The organism is Pseudomonas sp. IT-P260 (assembly GCF_949768395.1).
GTDB lineage: Bacteria > Pseudomonadota > Gammaproteobacteria > Pseudomonadales > Pseudomonadaceae > Aquipseudomonas > Aquipseudomonas parakoreensis.
In genome coordinates, this window is record NZ_CATKPO010000041.1 from 273,995 (window position 1) to 290,069 (window position 16,075).

The 16,075-nt window shown below is 60.7% G+C and carries 12 protein-coding genes; 9 read left to right on the plus strand and 3 right to left on the minus strand.

The window, feature by feature from the left end; genetic code table 11:
- Positions 1-79 precede the first annotated feature (79 nt).
- Complete coding sequence (gene rpsB, locus ACM6HV_RS22450) at positions 80-817, minus strand: 30S ribosomal protein S2 (RefSeq protein WP_003222119.1); 738 nt, start codon at positions 815-817, stop codon at positions 80-82.
- Positions 818-1,190: 373 nt separating this feature from the next.
- Between rpsB and map the strand changes: the two genes are divergently transcribed.
- From map to ACM6HV_RS22470, 4 genes are all read left to right on the plus strand, one after another.
- The gene (map, locus tag ACM6HV_RS22455; protein WP_145597658.1) at positions 1,191-1,973 is read left to right on the plus strand and encodes a type I methionyl aminopeptidase; all 783 of its coding nucleotides are present in this window, start codon (positions 1,191-1,193) and stop codon (positions 1,971-1,973) included.
- A 41-nt stretch (positions 1,974-2,014) separates the two neighbouring features.
- Entirely contained in the window at positions 2,015-4,717 is a 2,703-nt protein-coding gene (locus ACM6HV_RS22460; protein ID WP_047291863.1) for a [protein-PII] uridylyltransferase, read from the plus strand.
- A 207-nt stretch (positions 4,718-4,924) separates the two neighbouring features.
- Positions 4,925-6,124 carry a succinyldiaminopimelate transaminase gene (gene dapC / locus ACM6HV_RS22465; protein ID WP_095667396.1) on the plus strand — a complete coding sequence of 400 codons (1,200 nt, stop codon included), beginning with the start codon at positions 4,925-4,927 and terminating at the stop codon, positions 6,122-6,124.
- Positions 6,125-6,385: 261 nt separating this feature from the next.
- Positions 6,386-7,033 carry a hypothetical protein gene (locus ACM6HV_RS22470; protein ID WP_414905320.1) on the plus strand — a complete coding sequence of 216 codons (648 nt, stop codon included), beginning with the start codon at positions 6,386-6,388 and terminating at the stop codon, positions 7,031-7,033.
- 21 nt (positions 7,034-7,054) lie between these two features.
- Here the strand turns inward: ACM6HV_RS22470 and ACM6HV_RS22475 are convergent, their stop codons facing one another.
- Complete coding sequence (locus tag ACM6HV_RS22475; RefSeq protein ID WP_041072355.1) at positions 7,055-8,686, minus strand: Na+/H+ antiporter; 1,632 nt, start codon at positions 8,684-8,686, stop codon at positions 7,055-7,057.
- A 293-nt stretch (positions 8,687-8,979) separates the two neighbouring features.
- Here ACM6HV_RS22475 and ACM6HV_RS22480 point away from each other — a divergent pair, with 293 nt between their 5' ends.
- The 4 genes from ACM6HV_RS22480 (at position 8,980) to ACM6HV_RS22495 (ending at position 12,149) form a co-directional block, all read left to right on the plus strand.
- Complete coding sequence (locus ACM6HV_RS22480) at positions 8,980-9,342, plus strand: ArsC family reductase (RefSeq protein WP_041072357.1); 363 nt, start codon at positions 8,980-8,982, stop codon at positions 9,340-9,342.
- A gap of 32 nt (positions 9,343-9,374) precedes the next feature.
- Positions 9,375-10,409: a 2,3,4,5-tetrahydropyridine-2,6-dicarboxylate N-succinyltransferase gene (dapD, locus tag ACM6HV_RS22485; protein ID WP_003222105.1), complete on the plus strand. Its 1,035-nt coding sequence runs from the start codon at positions 9,375-9,377 to the stop codon at positions 10,407-10,409.
- A gap of 133 nt (positions 10,410-10,542) precedes the next feature.
- Positions 10,543-11,748, plus strand: coding sequence for an aminotransferase class V-fold PLP-dependent enzyme (locus ACM6HV_RS22490; protein WP_414905321.1), 1,206 nt, complete (start codon positions 10,543-10,545; stop codon positions 11,746-11,748).
- Positions 11,745-12,149 carry a SufE family protein gene (locus ACM6HV_RS22495; protein WP_414905322.1) on the plus strand — a complete coding sequence of 135 codons (405 nt, stop codon included), beginning with the start codon at positions 11,745-11,747 and terminating at the stop codon, positions 12,147-12,149. Before ACM6HV_RS22490 ends, ACM6HV_RS22495 begins: the two co-directional genes overlap by 4 nt.
- 99 nt (positions 12,150-12,248) lie before the next feature.
- Here the strand turns inward: ACM6HV_RS22495 and tcdA are convergent, their stop codons facing one another.
- Complete coding sequence (gene tcdA / locus ACM6HV_RS22500) at positions 12,249-13,067, minus strand: tRNA cyclic N6-threonylcarbamoyladenosine(37) synthase TcdA (protein ID WP_414905323.1); 819 nt, start codon at positions 13,065-13,067, stop codon at positions 12,249-12,251.
- 381 nt (positions 13,068-13,448) lie between these two features.
- Between tcdA and ACM6HV_RS22505 the strand changes: the two genes are divergently transcribed.
- Positions 13,449-16,040 (plus strand): glycosyltransferase, encoded by a 2,592-nt coding sequence (locus tag ACM6HV_RS22505; RefSeq protein ID WP_414905324.1) that lies wholly within the window; start codon positions 13,449-13,451, stop codon positions 16,038-16,040.
- Positions 16,041-16,075: the final 35 nt, after the last annotated feature.

Sequence of the window (16,075 nt, forward strand, 5' to 3'; positions counted from 1 at the left end):
CGCCAACAAACGGTTTTCGAGGTGGCAAAAAGGGGGCCAAGCCCCCTTTTTGCTTACTGAGTCAACGCCAGGGCGTCGATTACTCAGCTGCAGCCTGAGTTTCTTCAGCTGCGAATTCAACAGTGCCGCCAGCAACATTGTTGCGACCACGGATCACTGCGTCAGCCATCGAACCCATGTACAGCTGGATAGCGCGGATTGCGTCATCGTTGCCTGGGATGATGTAGTCAACGCCTTCCGGGCTGCTGTTGGTATCGACAACGCCGATGACCGGGATGCCCAGCTTGTTGGCTTCGGTGATCGCGATGCGCTCGTGGTCAACGTCGATCACGAACAGTGCGTCTGGCAGACCGCCCATGTCCTTGATGCCGCCCAGGGAGCGATCCAGCTTTTCCAGGTCACGGGAGCGCATCAGCGCTTCTTTCTTGGTCAGCTTGGCGAAAGTACCGTCTTCGGCTTGAACTTCAAGGTCACGCAGACGCTTGATGGAAGCACGAATGGTTTTGAAGTTGGTCAGCATGCCGCCCAACCAGCGGTGGTCGACGTACGGCGAACCGCAACGTGCTGCTTCTTCAGCAACGATCTTGCCAGCGGAACGCTTGGTGCCGACGAACAGAATCTTGTTTTTGCCCTGGGCCAGACGCTCTACGAAAGTCAGAGCTTCGTTGAACATTGGCAGGGTTTTTTCAAGGTTGATGATGTGAATCTTGTTACGCGCGCCGAAAATGTACTTGCCCATTTTCGGATTCCAGTAACGGGTTTGGTGACCGAAGTGCACACCGGCCTTCAGCATATCGCGCATGTTGACTTGGGACATGATAGTTCCTTAATAAGTCGGGTTTGGCCTCCACGTATCCCAATGACCAACCAGTGGCATAAAGCCAAAGGCACCCAGGTCATCGTGTCGACACGTGTGTGGATTTAAGCTTCTCGGGGCATCCCCGGAAAGCGGCGCATTTTATACCACAGGGTGCGCAGAAACGGAACCCGGAATCTGTATTCGCACCAGGGACATGGGTGCAGCCCCCTTGGAATCGCCGTCAGGCACACCATTGTATAGAGAGAGACGATGTACGCAGGCGCGGATTTGCGCCTTTCGTCTGTTAGAATCGGGTTTTTCAGGGTCGCAAAACGTACACCTGCCACCCTATCCGTATCAGCAAGCGCCGCCGAGCGCAGAGAGAGCCTGTATGACCGTCAACCTCAAAACCCCCGAGGACATCGCTGGCATGCGTGTCGCCGGCAAACTGGCCGCCGATGTGCTGGAAATGATTGCCGAACACGTCAAACCGGGCGTGACTACCGATCAACTGAACCAGATCTGCCACGACTACATCGTCAATGTGCAGCAGGCCATCCCGGCCCCGCTTAACTACAAGGGTTTTCCGAAGTCGATCTGCACCTCGATCAACCATGTGGTCTGCCACGGCATTCCAAACGATAAGCCGCTGAAAAACGGTGACACCCTGAACATCGACGTCACCGTGATCAAGGACGGCTACCACGGCGACACCAGCCGCATGTTCCACGTTGGCGAAGTGCCTGTCTGGGCCGAGCGCCTGTCGCAGGTCACTCAGGAATGCATGTACAAGGCAATCGAGATCGTCAAGCCCGGCTGCCGCCTCGGCGACATCGGTGAAGTCATCCAGAAGCACGCGGAAAAGAACGGCTTCTCGGTGGTTCGCGAGTTCTGCGGCCACGGCATCGGCAAGGTGTTCCACGAAGAACCGCAGATCCTGCACTACGGCCGCGCCGGCACCGGCATGGAACTGAAGGCCGGCATGACCTTCACCATCGAGCCGATGATCAACCAGGGCAAAGCCGACACCAAGGTGCTGGGCGACGGCTGGACCGCGATCACCAAGGACCGCAAGCTCTCGGCGCAGTGGGAACACACCCTGCTGGTGACCGACACCGGCTACGAGATCTTCACCCTGCGCGCCGACGACACGATCCCGCGCATCTCGGCCTGACCCCTAGAACGCTCCCACCTTTATAGAAGGAAAGCCAATCGATGCCGCAGGTGGATCCCGAACTCTTCGACCGCGGCCAGTTCCAGGCTGAACTGGCCCTGAAAGCGAGTCCTATCGCGGCGTTCAAAAAGGCGATCCGCCAGGCGCGCGAGGTCCTCGACACGCGTTTTCGCAATGGCCGCGACATCCGCCGCCTGATCGAAGACCGCGCATGGTTCGTCGACAACATCCTGCAAAAGGCCTGGGAGCAGTTCAACTGGAGCGAAGACGCCGACATCGCGCTGGTCGCGGTCGGTGGCTATGGCCGGGGCGAGTTGCATCCCTACTCTGACATCGACTTGCTGATCCTGCTGGACAGCGCTGATCACGAAGTTTTCCGCGACTCCATTGAGCGTTTTCTGACGCTGCTGTGGGACATCGGCCTGGAAGTCGGCCAGAGCGTACGCTCGGTCGATGAATGCGCCGAGGAAGCCCGTGCCGACCTGACCGTGGTCACCAACCTGATGGAAAGCCGCACCATCTGCGGCCCCGAGCGCCTGCGTCAGCGCATGCTTGATGTCACCAGCACGGCCCACATGTGGCCGGCCAAGGAGTTTTTCCTGGCCAAGCGCGCCGAACAGAAGGCCCGTCACCACAAGTACAACGACACCGAATACAACCTGGAACCCAACGTCAAAGGCTCGCCCGGCGGCCTGCGGGATATCCAGACGATTCTGTGGGTGGCCCGGCGTCAGTACGGCACCCTGAACCTGCGCGCCCTCGCCGGCGAAGGTTTTCTGGTCGAGAGCGAAAACGCCCTGCTGGCGTCATCCCAGGAATTTCTGTGGAAAGTGCGTTACGCCCTGCACATGCTCGCCGGTCGCTCCGAAGACCGTCTGCTGTTCGATCATCAACGGACCATTGCCGGTCTGCTCGGCTTTGAAGGCGACGACGCCAAACAGGCGGTCGAAAACTTCATGCAGCAATATTTCCGCGTGGTGATGAGCATCGCCCAGCTCAGCGACCTGATCATCCAGCATTTCGAGGAAGTCATCCTCGCCCCGGAAGACGAAGCACCGCCGCAGCCGATCAACTCGCGCTTCCAGTTGCACGACGGCTACATCGAAGCGCGCAACGACAACGTGTTCCGTCGCACGCCGTTCGCCATGCTCGAGATTTTCGTGTTGATGGCCCAGCAGCCGGAAATCAAAGGTGTGCGCGCCGACACCATTCGTCTGCTGCGCGAGAACCGGCACCTGATCGACGACAATTTCCGCAACGATATCCGCAATACCAGCCTGTTCATCGAGCTGTTCAAGTGCAAGATCGGCGTGCACCGCAACCTGCGCCGGATGAACCGCTACGGCATCCTCGGGCGTTATCTGCCGGAGTTCGGCTTTATCGTCGGGCAAATGCAGCACGACCTGTTCCACATTTATACGGTCGATGCGCACACGCTGAATCTGATCAAACACCTGCGTAAATTGCAGTACACCCAAGTGTCGGAAAAATTCCCGCTGGCCGCCAAACTCATGGCCAAACTGCCCAAGCCTGAGCTCATTTACATGGCCGGCCTGTACCACGACATCGGCAAGGGCCGGCATGGCGATCACTCGGACATCGGCGCGGTCGATGCCGAAGCGTTCTGCCAGCGCCATCAGTTGCCGCTGTGGGACAGCCGCCTGATCGTCTGGCTGGTGCAGAATCACCTGGTGATGTCGACCACCGCGCAGCGCAAGGATCTGTCCGATCCGCAGGTGATCCATGATTTCGCGCAGATCGTCGGCGACGAAACCCGTCTGGACTACCTGTACGTGCTGACGGTTGCCGACATCAACGCGACCAACCCGACGCTGTGGAACTCCTGGCGCGCCAGCCTGTTGCGCCAGCTCTATACCGAGACCAAACGCGCTCTGCGCCGTGGCCTGGAAAACCCGGTGGATCGCGAAGAGCAGATCCGCCAGACCCAGAGCGCCGCACTGGACATCCTCGTGCGTGGCGGCACCGATCCGGACGACGTCGAGCAGTTGTGGGCACAACTGGGCGATGACTATTTCCTGCGTCACACCGCTGGCGACGTGGCCTGGCACAGTGACGCTATCCTGCAGCAACCGGCCGATGGCGGCCCGCTGGTGCTGATCAAGGAAACCACCCAGCGCGAGTTCGAGGGCGGCACGCAGATCTTCATCTATGCGCCGGATCAACACGACTTCTTCGCCGTGACCGTGGCCGCGATGGATCAGCTCAACCTGAACATTCATGACGCCAGGGTCATCACCTCAAGCAGCCAGTTCACCCTCGACACCTATATCGTGCTCGACAACGACGGTGAATCCATCGGCGACAACCCGACACGGATCAAACAGATTCGCGACGGTTTGACCGAAGCGCTGCGCAACCCGGACGACTACCCGACGATCATCCAGCGCCGGGTACCGCGCCAGCTCAAGCACTTCGCCTTCGCGCCGCAGGTAACGATCCACAACGACGCTCAGCGTCCGGTCACGGTGCTGGAACTCACCGCCCCTGATCGCCCGGGCCTGCTGGCGCGGGTCGGCGGGATCTTCCTCGAGTTCGACCTGTCGCTGCAGAACGCCAAGATTGCGACCCTGGGCGAACGCGTGGAAGACGTGTTCTTCATCACCGACGCCCACAACCAGCCGCTCTCCGACCCGCTGCTGTGCAGCCGCCTGCAGGACGCAATCGTCGAGCAACTGAGCGTCAATCAGGAACCGGATATCAAGCTTTCGCGCATCAGTATTTGAATCAGCAAACTACCCCTGTGGAGGCAGATATAGCTGCCGGGGCTTTTGTGGTGAGGGGATTCATCCCCGATGGGTTGCGAAGCAGCCCCGAACCGGCAATCGCGGAGTATCCGTTACACCGCACGCGATGGTTTTGCGGCTGCTGCGCAGCCGATCGGGGATAAATCCCCTCGCCACGGAGTTCTCTCCACATTGAACGAGGCCCCCATGAACAACGCTCTGAACCAGCTCCAGCCTTACCCGTTCGAAAAGCTCCGCGCCTTGCTCGGCAGCGTGACGCCGAACCCGGACAAACGCCCGATCGCCCTGTCGATCGGCGAGCCGAAACACCGTTCGCCAAGCTTTGTCGCCGAAGCGCTGGCGAACAATCTGGATCAGATGGCGGTGTACCCGACCACCCTCGGCATCCCGGCCCTGCGCGAAGCCATCGCCGGCTGGTGCGAACGTCGTTTCGGCGTACCAAGCGGCTGGATTGATCCGGCGCGCAACGTGCTGCCGGTCAACGGCACCCGCGAAGCGCTGTTCGCCTTCACCCAGACCGTGGTCAATCGCGGTGACGATGCACTGGTGGTCAGCCCGAACCCGTTCTATCAGATCTACGAAGGGGCAGCGTTCCTCGCCGGCGCCAAGCCGCACTACCTGCCGTGCCTGGACGAAAACGGCTTCAACCCGGATTTCGACGCGGTCTCGCCCGACATCTGGAAACGCTGCCAGATCCTGTTCCTGTGTTCGCCGGGCAATCCGACCGGCGCGCTGATCCCGGTCGATGTGCTGAAAAAACTCATCGCCCTGGCGGACGAACACGACTTCGTGATCGCCGCCGACGAGTGCTACAGCGAACTGTACTTCGACGAACAGACCCCACCGCCGGGCCTGCTCAGCGCGTGTGTCGAACTGGGTCGCAAGGACTTCAAGCGTTGCGTAGTGTTCCACAGCCTGTCCAAGCGCTCCAACCTGCCGGGGCTGCGTTCCGGTTTCGTCGCGGGCGACGCCGATGTCCTCAAAGGCTTTTTGCTCTACCGCACCTACCACGGCTGCGCGATGCCGGTGCAAACCCAACTGGCCAGCGTTGCGGCGTGGAATGACGAAGTGCATGTGCGCGCCAACCGTGCGCTGTACCGCGAGAAATTCGACGCTGTCTTGGCGATCCTCAGCCCGGTGATGGACGTGCAGCGTCCGGACGGCAGTTTCTATCTGTGGCCGAACGTACAAGGTGACGACGCGGCGTTCTGTCGCGACCTGTTCGAACAGGAACACGTGACCGTGGTGCCAGGCTCGTACCTGTCCCGCGAGGTAGACGGTGTGAATCCGGGCGCCGGTCGAGTGCGCATGGCCCTGGTTGCGCCACTGGCTGAATGCGTCGAGGCCGCAGAGCGGATTCGCGCGTTTGTCTCTCGCCAGTCGTAAGTGTCTTTACCGTGCCAGTTCCGCTGGCACGGTAACCGGTCATAAAACCGTACATATATTCAATTTACCGACTCCAGCTCAGTCACTAGCATCCCTCATTCAAAACAACTTTCCGGGAACAGTAAGCAACCCGAGAAGTTAAACCTGAAGAATGAAAACATGGATGTTCCGTAATGCAATCAACCTGGCTTCAGCCAAACAAACAATTCGAACACACACGCATCTCCCGCAACATTAAATGCACTTGGGAGATTCAAAAACATGTGGGCTAAAAACAATCCGGCAAAATTCTGGACTCCCGGCAGCACACTTCGCATCGCGTTCCTCAACGGTACGCAGGCATTCAAGGACGAAACGATCGCCGCCGCCAGCAACTGGTTGCCGCACATCAACTTGAAGTTCGATTTCGTCGAAGGTGAAGAAGGCGATATCCGCATACTCAGTCAACCGGGAACGTTTTCCTCTCTGATCGGTACCGATGCTCTCTTACATCCCGATGAGCCGACCATGAGACTTTGGCCCCACGCGCCCAGTCAGGCACGCTACTTCGCGGCCAATGTCATGCATGAATTCGGTCACATGCTCGGTGCAGAACATGAACAGACCAACCCCACGGCAAACATTCCCTGGGACAAACCGGCCATTTATAAACAACACGGAATAACTGCCGACCCGGAAGAAGACAACTACCAGGCCAGCGTGACGCGCAAACGACTGCACGATTGGTACTTTGACGTCGGCAATCCCGACGAAAGCATTTATTCAGAGTACGACCAGAAGTCGATCATGCACTATCCCGTCAGCCAGTCCTGGACACTCGGTGACTTCCAGATCTTCATCAATCTGGGTCTCAGCGAACAGGATAAAACCTTCATGTCGAACGCTTACCCCTACCCCGAGAGTCAGTGAACGTGTCAGGTCCGTATCGGACTATTTGACCTGCCCCAGATTTGCCTCGCTCAAATCAAGCTCGCTCAATACTTCTCTGAGCACGTCATCACCAATCTGGTGATGGCGGCTCAGGCTATACAACTCAAGGCGTTGCGCCCGCAGCGCCTTGAGTCGCAAACGGCGCTCCAGCAGATCCATCTGGAACGCCAGCGCCTGGGCTTCAGCCGAATCGTTGAACACCTCAAGCTGATGCCGGTACTCGGACATGATCCGCGCCTTGAGTTCGGCCGAGAGTGCTGCCTGAGCAGCGTCCTGCGGCGCAACCTCTTCGGTTTCCAGCGCATGGATCGCCGCCTCGGCAGTCTTGCGCCAGGCGTCGCGCACTTCCTGACGGCGCTTGTCGTCCGGACTTTTCTCGATCCCGCGCAGCAGCAACGGCAAAGCGATACAGGCGCAAATCAGCGACAACAGAATCACCCCGGCGGCGATGAAAATCAGCAGATCGCGCTCGGGAAACGCCTCGGCCCCCATCAGCATCGGCACCGACATCACACCGGCCAGCGTCACCGCGCCGCGCACACCGCCGACGGTCAGCAGCCAGCAGGATCGCGCGGTCGGCACTTGCGTCAGGTCGCCCTTGCCGCGCAAACGGCGCAGCAGTACCGACAGGCGCCAGATGCTCTGCACCCAGATAAAGCGCAACAGCACCAGCGCGAGGAATATCGCCACCACATCCAGGCCACGGTACAGCAGCGTCGGCCACAACGTCGGCTCGTGGCTGACCACCGCTTTGATGATGTCCGGCAATTGCAGACCCAGCAGCAGGAAGATCAGACCGTTGAAGGCAAATTCGAGCAGCGACCAGACGCTACGGTTGAGCAAGCGAGTGCTGGTCTGTCGTGGCAACAGATCGAGCCAGCTCTGCATCATCCCCGCCGCCACCGCCGACAGGATGCCGGAAGCGCCCAACCGCTCGGCCAGCACATAAGCCGCGAATGGCAGCAGCAACATGAACACCACGTGGGTGGCCGGATCGTCCCAGCCCCGGGCGATCATCCAGGCGCGCAAACGCCCGACCAGCCAGCTCAGCACCACGCCGACGGCCAAGCCTCCGACCGCCACCAGCACGAAGGTCAGGCTGGCATTGGCCAGTGAGAACACTCCGGTCACTGCCGCAACCAGGGCAAACTTGAACGTCACCAGACCCGAGGCATCGTTCATCAGCGCCTCGCCTTGCAGGATATGCATCAGCGGCGTCGGCAAACGGTTCTGCGAGATCGCCGACACCGCCACGGCGTCGGTCGGCGACAGCACAGCGGCGAGCGCGAAGGCCACCGGTAGTGGAATTGTCGGCAACAGCCAGTGAATGAAGTACCCGGCACCGACCACGGTAAACAGCACCAGGCCGACCGCCAGCGTCAGGATCGGCCCACGCAAATGCCAGAACTCGCGTTTGGGCATCCGCCAGCCGTCGGAAAACAGCAGCGGCGGCAGGAACAGAAACAGGAACAATTCGGGGTCCAGCGCTACGTGCAGGCCCAATGTCGGCCAGGCCAGCAAGGCACCGGCGGCGATTTGCACCAGGGGCAACGGCAGCGGGATGACCCGTCCGACCAGCCGCGAGACGCTGACCAGCATCAGCAGGATCAGGACGGTATAAGCGGTTTGCATAAAGCGGAAATCTCAGACAATCGACAGCGTTGAACGGTCATATTAGCCGCTCAGGATACGTCTGACCGTTGCACCTATGTCGCACTGCTGGAACGCAGTCCCCTTGTGGGAGCGAGCCTGCTCGCGAATGCGGTGTCTGATTCAACAGAGATATTGCCTGACACGGCCCCTTCGCGAGCAGGCTCGCTCCCACAGGTTTTGCACCGTTACGACAACCGTGGCCGCCCGAAACGCGTTGGTCATGGCATAATCCGACACCATTTTTTTCCAGCACCTGTAAAGGGGGCGATTCCTTGACCGTTTCAAGTAAAACGTTGCACCTTTTCGGCATCAAAGCCTGCGACACCATGAAGAAGGCGCGCACCTGGCTCGATGAACACGCTGTCAGCTACGACTTTCACGACTACAAAACCGCCGGTATCGACCGTGAGCACCTGACTCAATGGTGCAACGAGCACGGCTGGCAAACGGTGTTGAACCGTGCCGGCACGACCTTTCGCAAACTCGACGACGAACGCAAAGCCGATCTCGACCAGTCGAAAGCCATCGAACTGATGCTCGCGCAGCCCTCGATGATCAAGCGCCCGGTGCTCGATCTCGGTGACCGAACCCTGATTGGCTTCAAGCCAGACATCTACGCGGCCGCACTCAAGTAAGCAGCCCGTCACTTATTGCTAGAGGTATTCACATGTCCAACTCTCTGTTCAGCATCGCCTTTGGTGTCGGCACGCAAAACCGTCAAGGTGCCTGGCTGGAAGTGTTCTACGCCCAGCCACTGCTCAACCCGTCGGCCGAACTGGTCGCTGCCGTTGCGCCGATCCTCGGCTACACCGAAGGCAACCAGGCCATCACCTTCACCACCGCGCAGGCGGCGCAACTGGCTGAAGCGGTCAAAGGCATCGACGCCGTTCAAGGCAAGCTGCTGACCCGTCTGGCCGAAAGCCACAAGCCGCTGGTCGCCACCCTGCTGGCCGAAGACGCACAGCTGACCTCGACGCCAGAGGCGTACCTGAAGCTGCACCTGCTGTCCCATCGCCTGGTCAAGCCGCACGGCGTGAGCCTGGCCGGGATCTTTCCGCTGCTGCCGAACGTGGCCTGGACCAGCCAGGGCGCGATCGACCTGAGCGAACTGGCCGAAATGCAACTCGAAGCGCGCCTGCGCGGCGAGCTGCTGGAAGTGTTCTCGGTGGACAAGTTCCCGAAAATGACCGACTACGTGGTGCCGGCCGGCGTGCGTATCGCTGACGCCGCACGTCTGCGTCTGGGTGCGTACGTGGGCGAAGGCACCACCGTGATGCACGAAGGCTTCATCAACTTCAACGCCGGCACCGAAGGCCCGGGCATGATCGAAGGCCGCGTTTCCGCTGGCGTATTCGTCGGCAAGGGTTCGGACCTGGGCGGCGGCTGCTCGACCATGGGCACTCTGTCGGGCGGCGGCAACATCGTGATCAAGGTTGGCGAAGGCTGCCTGATCGGCGCCAACGCCGGTATCGGTATTCCGTTGGGCGACCGCAACACCGTCGAGTCGGGCCTGTACGTGACCGCCGGCACCAAAGTCGCGCTGCTGGACGAGCACAACAACCTGGTCAAAGTGGTGAAGGCGCGTGAACTGGCAGGTCAGACCGACCTGCTGTTCCGTCGCAACTCGGAAACCGGTGCCGTGGAATGCAAAACCCACAAATCGGCGATCGAGCTGAACGAAGCGCTGCACGCTCACAACTAAGCAGCACATTGATAACCTGTGGGAGCGAGCCTGCTCGCGAAGCTTTTAGCGTCCTCAAGGACGCCTTCGCGAGCAGGCTCGCTCCCACAAGGTTCGGCGTACATCCCGCCCCTCTTCACCTGGGCTGAAAACTGTGATGATTCCCTCCCCCTGGCGCGCCGACTTTCCGGCCATCGCCGCCCTGCAACGGCAAGACCAGACCTATCTGGACAACGCCGCCACCACGCAAAAACCCCAGGCCCTGCTTGACGCACTGACGCATTACTACGCCAACGGCGCGGCCAATGTGCATCGCGCGCAGCATCTGCCCGGCGCCCACGCCACGCAGGCGTTCGAAGACAGTCGCCTGAAGGTTGCCCAGTGGCTGAATGCCGGTGACAGCGGGCAGATCATCTTCACCCACGGCGCCACCAGCGCGCTGAATCTCCTGGCCTATGGCCTGGAACCTCTTTTCCAACCGGGCGATGAAATTGTCATCAGCGCCCTGGAGCATCACGCCAACCTGCTGCCGTGGCAGCAACTGGCGCAGCGTCGCGACCTGAAACTGGTGATCCTGCCACTGGACGAAGACGGGGTGATCGACCTCGGCGCCGCTGTGCGTCTGATCACCCCGCGCACTCGCCTGCTGGCGGTCAGTCAGCTGTCCAACGTGCTCGGTGTCTGGCAACCGTTGCCGGCGCTGCTGGCGATGGCCAAGGCGCACAACGCGCTGACCGTGGTCGATGGCGCCCAGGGTGTGGTGCATGGTCGCCACGACGTGCAGGCGCTGGGTTGCGACTTCTATGTGTTTTCCAGCCACAAGCTGTACGGCCCCGATGGCCTCGGCGTGCTGTTCGGGCGCAACAAGGCGCTTGAGCAACTGCAGCCGTGGCAGTTCGGCGGCGAAATGGTGCTGGAAGCCAATTATCACGATTCACGCTTCCGCCCTGCCCCGCTGGGTTTCGAGGCGGGCACACCGCCGATCGCCAGCGTGATTGGCCTCGGTGCCACGCTCGATTATCTGGCCGGGCTGGATCAGGACGCGGTGTCGGCCCACGAAGCGGCGCTGCACGCCTATCTGCTGCAAGGCCTGGCCGCGCGTAACGGCATTCGTCTGCTGGGCAAGCCGCAACTGGCGCTGGCCAGTTTTGTCGTCGAGGGTGTGCACAACGCCGATCTGGCGCACCTGCTCACCGAGCAAGGCATCGCCGTGCGCGCCGGGCATCACTGCGCCATGCCGTTGCTGAAAAGCTTCGAACTGGCCGGGGCGATCCGCGTGTCGCTGGCGCTGTACAACGACTCCGAGGATCTGGAGCGTTTCTTTGACGCGCTGGATCAGGCCCTGGAGTTGCTGCGATGAGCCTGCCGCTCGCCGCCGCCGATGTGCTGCAGACCTTTCAGAGTGCCGCCGGTTGGGAACAACGCGCACGGTTGCTGATGCAGTTTGGCGATCGTCTGCCGCCGCTGAACGACGCGGACAAATGCGAAGCCAACCGGGTGCATGGCTGTGAGAGTCAAATGTGGCTGGTGGGGGAATTGCAGGACGGCCATTGGCAGTTCAGCGCTGCCAGCGATGCGCGGATGATTCGTGGGTTGGTGGCGTTGTTGCTGTTGCGGGTCAACGGTTTGAGCGCTGGCGAGTTGCAGCAGGTGGATTTGCCGGACTGGTTCAATCAGCTGGGACTCTCGCGGCAGTTGTCGCCGTCGCGCAGTAATGGCTTGAATGCCGTGCTCCAGCGGATGAATGAGTTGGCCGGTTAATCGCCTTCGCGAGCAAGCTCGCTCCCACAGGGGATCTGTGAACACCACAAATCCAATGTGGGAGCGAGCCTGCTCGCGAAGGGGCCATTAAAGGCAACCTCAGACCTGAGGCTTGACCCGATCCGCCGGCCGCCGCACACCCGCCACAATCTTGTCCACCGCCTTGGTCGCCGCGACCATGCCGAACGTCGCCGTGACCATCATTACCGCGCCAAACCCGCCGGCGCAGTCGAGCTTCACCCCGTCGCCGACAAAACTCTTCTGCAAGCAGATGCTGCCGTCCGGTTTCGGATAGCGCAGTTGTTCGGTGGAGAACACACACGGCACGCTGTAATGGCGAGTCACGGTACGCGAGAAGCCATAGTCGCGACGCAACGTCGAACGCACTTTCGAGGCCAGCGGGTCGTTGAACGTGCGGTTGAGGTCACAGACCTGAATCAACGTCGGATCGATCTGCCCACCGGCACCGCCAGTGGTAATGATCTGAATCTTGCGACGTTTGCACCAGGCGATCAGCGCAGCCTTGGCGTTGACCGCGTCGATGCAGTCGATCACGCAGTCGATGTTCGGCGTGATGTACTCGGCCATGGTGTCGCGCGTCACGAAGTCCGCCACCGCATGCACGGTGCAATCCGGATTGATCCCGCGCAGGCGCTCGGCCATCACTTCGACCTTGGGTTTGCCGACGGTGCTGTCCAGCGCGTGCAACTGGCGGTTGGCGTTGCTGACGCAGACGTCATCGAGGTCGAACAGCGAAATCTCGCCGACGCCACAGCGGGCCATGGCTTCCGCCACCCAGGAACCGACGCCACCGACGCCGACAATCGCCACATGGGCCGCACGCAGGCGCTCGAGGCCCTCGATGCCATACAAACGGGCGATGCCTGCAAACCGCGGATCTTCTGTACTCATGACCATTACCCCAAAAACCGGCGCGCATTATAGGGCCGTCGGCGGCCAAGAGCATCTTTGACGCTATGAACGGTGAACGCAGGCGTTTTCACACAACCTTTGTGGAGAGGGAGCTTGCTCCCGCCGGGTCGCAAGCGGCCCTTTGAAAGCGGCCTGCTTCGCAGTCCAGCGGGAGCAAGCTCCCTCGCCACCGGGAATTGCTATAACTGAATAACAAAGTTTTCTCTTACAAGCTGTTACTAAAGAACTTAAATCAGGTTGGACTGCCCAATGTCTGGCATTTCCCTGTCCGGTGTACGAGCAGTGAACTGCCGGTGTAGGATTCGCGCCCTTTTGGCGCATGCCGACCGATCCTTCGTTCCACAGCCTTTGGAACCCGAAATAGCTATGTCATCGCGTAAATTTGGTCTCAACCTGGTGGTGGTTCTGGCAATCGCCGCCCTGTTCACCGGTTTCTGGGCGCTGATCAACCGCCCGGTCTCCGCGCCCAACTGGCCGGAGCAGATCTCCGGTTTCTCTTATTCGCCATTCCAGCAGGGCCAATTCCCGCAGAAGGATCAATATCCGACTGACGATGAAATGCGCCGCGACCTGGAGATCATGAGCAAGCTGACGGACAACATCCGCATCTACTCGGTCGACGGTTCGCTGCAGGACATCCCGAAACTGGCGGAAGAGTTCGGTCTGCGCGTGACCCTCGGGATCTGGATCAGCCCCGATCAGGAACGCAACGAGCGCGAGATCCAGCGCGCCATCGAACTGGCCAACACCTCGCGCAGCGTGGTGCGGGTAGTGGTCGGTAACGAGGCGATTTTCCGCAAGGAAATCACCGCTGAACAACTCAGCGTGCTGCTGGATCGCGTGCGCGCCGCGGTGAAAGTGCCGGTGACCACCTCCGAGCAATGGCACGTCTGGGAAGAACACCCGGAACTGGCCAAACACGTCGACCTGATCGCCGCGCACGTGCTGCCTTACTGGGAATTCATTCCGGTGGACAAGGCCGGGCAGTTCGTCTTCGACCGCGCCCGCGACCTGAAAAAGCTGTTCCCGAAAAAACCGTTGCTACTGTCCGAAGTCGGCTGGCCGAGCAACGGGCGCATGCGCGGTGGCGCCGATGCGTCGCCGGCGGATCAGGCGATCTACCTGCGCACGCTGGTCAACAAACTCAACCGTCAGGGCTTCAACTACTTCGTGATTGAAGCCTTCGACCAGCCGTGGAAGGCCAGTGACGAAGGTTCGGTCGGCGCCTACTGGGGCGTGTTCAACGCCGCGCGCCAGCAGAAATTCAACTTCGAAGGCCCGGTGGTGGCGATCCCGCAATGGCGCGTGCTGGCCATCGGTTCGGTGGTGCTGGCGCTGTTGTCGCTGACCCTGCTGATGATCGACGGCTCGGCCCTGCGTCAGCGCGGCCGGACCTTCCTGACCTTTATCGCGTTCCTCTGCGGTTCGGTGCTGGTGTGGATCGGTTACGACTACAGCCAGCAATACAGCACGTGGTTCAGCCTGACGGTGGGTTTCCTCCTGGCGTTGGGTGCGCTCGGGGTGTTCATCGTGTTGCTGACCGAGGCGCATGAACTGGCCGAAGCCGTGTGGATTCACAAGCGTCGGCGGGAATTCCTGCCGGTGATCGGTGATTCGGACTACCGGCCGAAAGTCTCGATCCACGTGCCCTGCTACAACGAGCCGCCAGACATGGTCAAACAGACCCTCGACGCTTTGGCCGCCCTCGATTACCCGGACTATGAAGTCCTGATCATCGACAACAACACCAAGGACCCGGCGGTCTGGGAGCCGGTGCGCGACTACTGCGCAACCCTCGGCCCGCGCTTCAAGTTCTTCCATGTCTCGCCCCTGGCCGGTTTCAAGGGCGGCGCGCTGAACTACTTGATTCCGCACACCGGCAAGGACGCCGAAGTGATCGCGGTGATCGACTCCGACTACTGCGTACACCCGAACTGGCTCAAGCACATGGTGCCGCATTTCGCCGATCCGAAAATCGCCGTGGTGCAGTCGCCGCAGGATTACCGCGACCAGAACGAAAGCACCTTCAAGAAGCTCTGCTACGCCGAATACAAAGGCTTCTTCCACATCGGCATGGTCACCCGTAACGACCGCGACGCGATCATCCAGCACGGCACCATGACCATGACCCGGCGTTCGGTTCTGGAAGAGCTGGGCTGGGCCGACTGGTGCATTTGTGAAGACGCCGAACTCGGTCTGCGCGTGTTCGAAAAAGGCCTGTCGGCGGCGTATTACCACGACAGCTACGGCAAGGGTCTGATGCCGGACACCTTCATCGACTTCAAGAAGCAGCGTTTCCGCTGGGCCTACGGCGCGATCCAGATCATCAAGCGCCACACCCGCAGCCTGCTGCGCGGCAAGGACACCGAGCTGACCCGTGGCCAGCGTTACCACTTCCTCGCGGGCTGGTTGCCGTGGGTGGCGGACGGCATGAACATCTTCTTCACCGTCGGCGCGTTGTTGTGGTCAGCGGCGATGATCATCGTGCCGCAACGGGTCGATCCGCCGCTGCTGATTTTCGCCATCCCGCCGCTGGCGCTGTTCGTGTTCAAGGTCGGCAAGATCATCTTCCTCTACCGTCGCGCCGTCGGCGTGAACCTCAAGGATGCGTTCTGCGCGGCGCTGGCCGGACTGGCGTTGTCGCACACCATCGCCAAAGCGGTGCTGTACGGTTTCTTCACCAGCAGCATTCCGTTCTTCCGCACGCCGAAAAACGCCGACAACCACGGCTTCTGGGTGGCGATTTCCGAAGCGCGGGAAGAGCTGTTCATCATGCTGCTGTTGTGGGGCGCGGCGCTGGGGATCTACCTGGTGCAAGGCATTCCGAGCAACGACATGCGCTTCTGGGTGGCGATGCTGCTGGTGCAGTCGCTGCCGTACGTCGCGGCGCTGATCATGGCGTTCCTGTCGTCGCTGCCAAAACCGGCGGCGGAGCCTGAACCGGCGCCTGTCGTCTAATTCCTCTTTGATCCACTAAACGGCGGCCAATGGTC

What these genes read in the sequence shown, in the direction of transcription:
- rpsB (WP_003222119.1), bottom strand. Translation starts at nt 817, where the DNA reads ATGTCCCAAGTCAACATGCGCGATATGCTGAAGGCCGGTGTGCACTTC.
- map (WP_145597658.1), top strand. Translation starts at nt 1,191, where the DNA reads ATGACCGTCAACCTCAAAACCCCCGAGGACATCGCTGGCATGCGTGTC.
- ACM6HV_RS22460 (WP_047291863.1), top strand. Translation starts at nt 2,015, where the DNA reads ATGCCGCAGGTGGATCCCGAACTCTTCGACCGCGGCCAGTTCCAGGCT.
- dapC (WP_095667396.1), top strand. Translation starts at nt 4,925, where the DNA reads ATGAACAACGCTCTGAACCAGCTCCAGCCTTACCCGTTCGAAAAGCTC.
- ACM6HV_RS22470 (WP_414905320.1), top strand. Translation starts at nt 6,386, where the DNA reads ATGTGGGCTAAAAACAATCCGGCAAAATTCTGGACTCCCGGCAGCACA.
- ACM6HV_RS22475 (WP_041072355.1), bottom strand. Translation starts at nt 8,686, where the DNA reads ATGCAAACCGCTTATACCGTCCTGATCCTGCTGATGCTGGTCAGCGTC.
- dapD (WP_003222105.1), top strand. Translation starts at nt 9,375, where the DNA reads ATGTCCAACTCTCTGTTCAGCATCGCCTTTGGTGTCGGCACGCAAAAC.
- ACM6HV_RS22495 (WP_414905322.1), top strand. Translation starts at nt 11,745, where the DNA reads ATGAGCCTGCCGCTCGCCGCCGCCGATGTGCTGCAGACCTTTCAGAGT.
- tcdA (WP_414905323.1), bottom strand. Translation starts at nt 13,067, where the DNA reads ATGGTCATGAGTACAGAAGATCCGCGGTTTGCAGGCATCGCCCGTTTG.
- ACM6HV_RS22505 (WP_414905324.1), top strand. Translation starts at nt 13,449, where the DNA reads ATGTCATCGCGTAAATTTGGTCTCAACCTGGTGGTGGTTCTGGCAATC.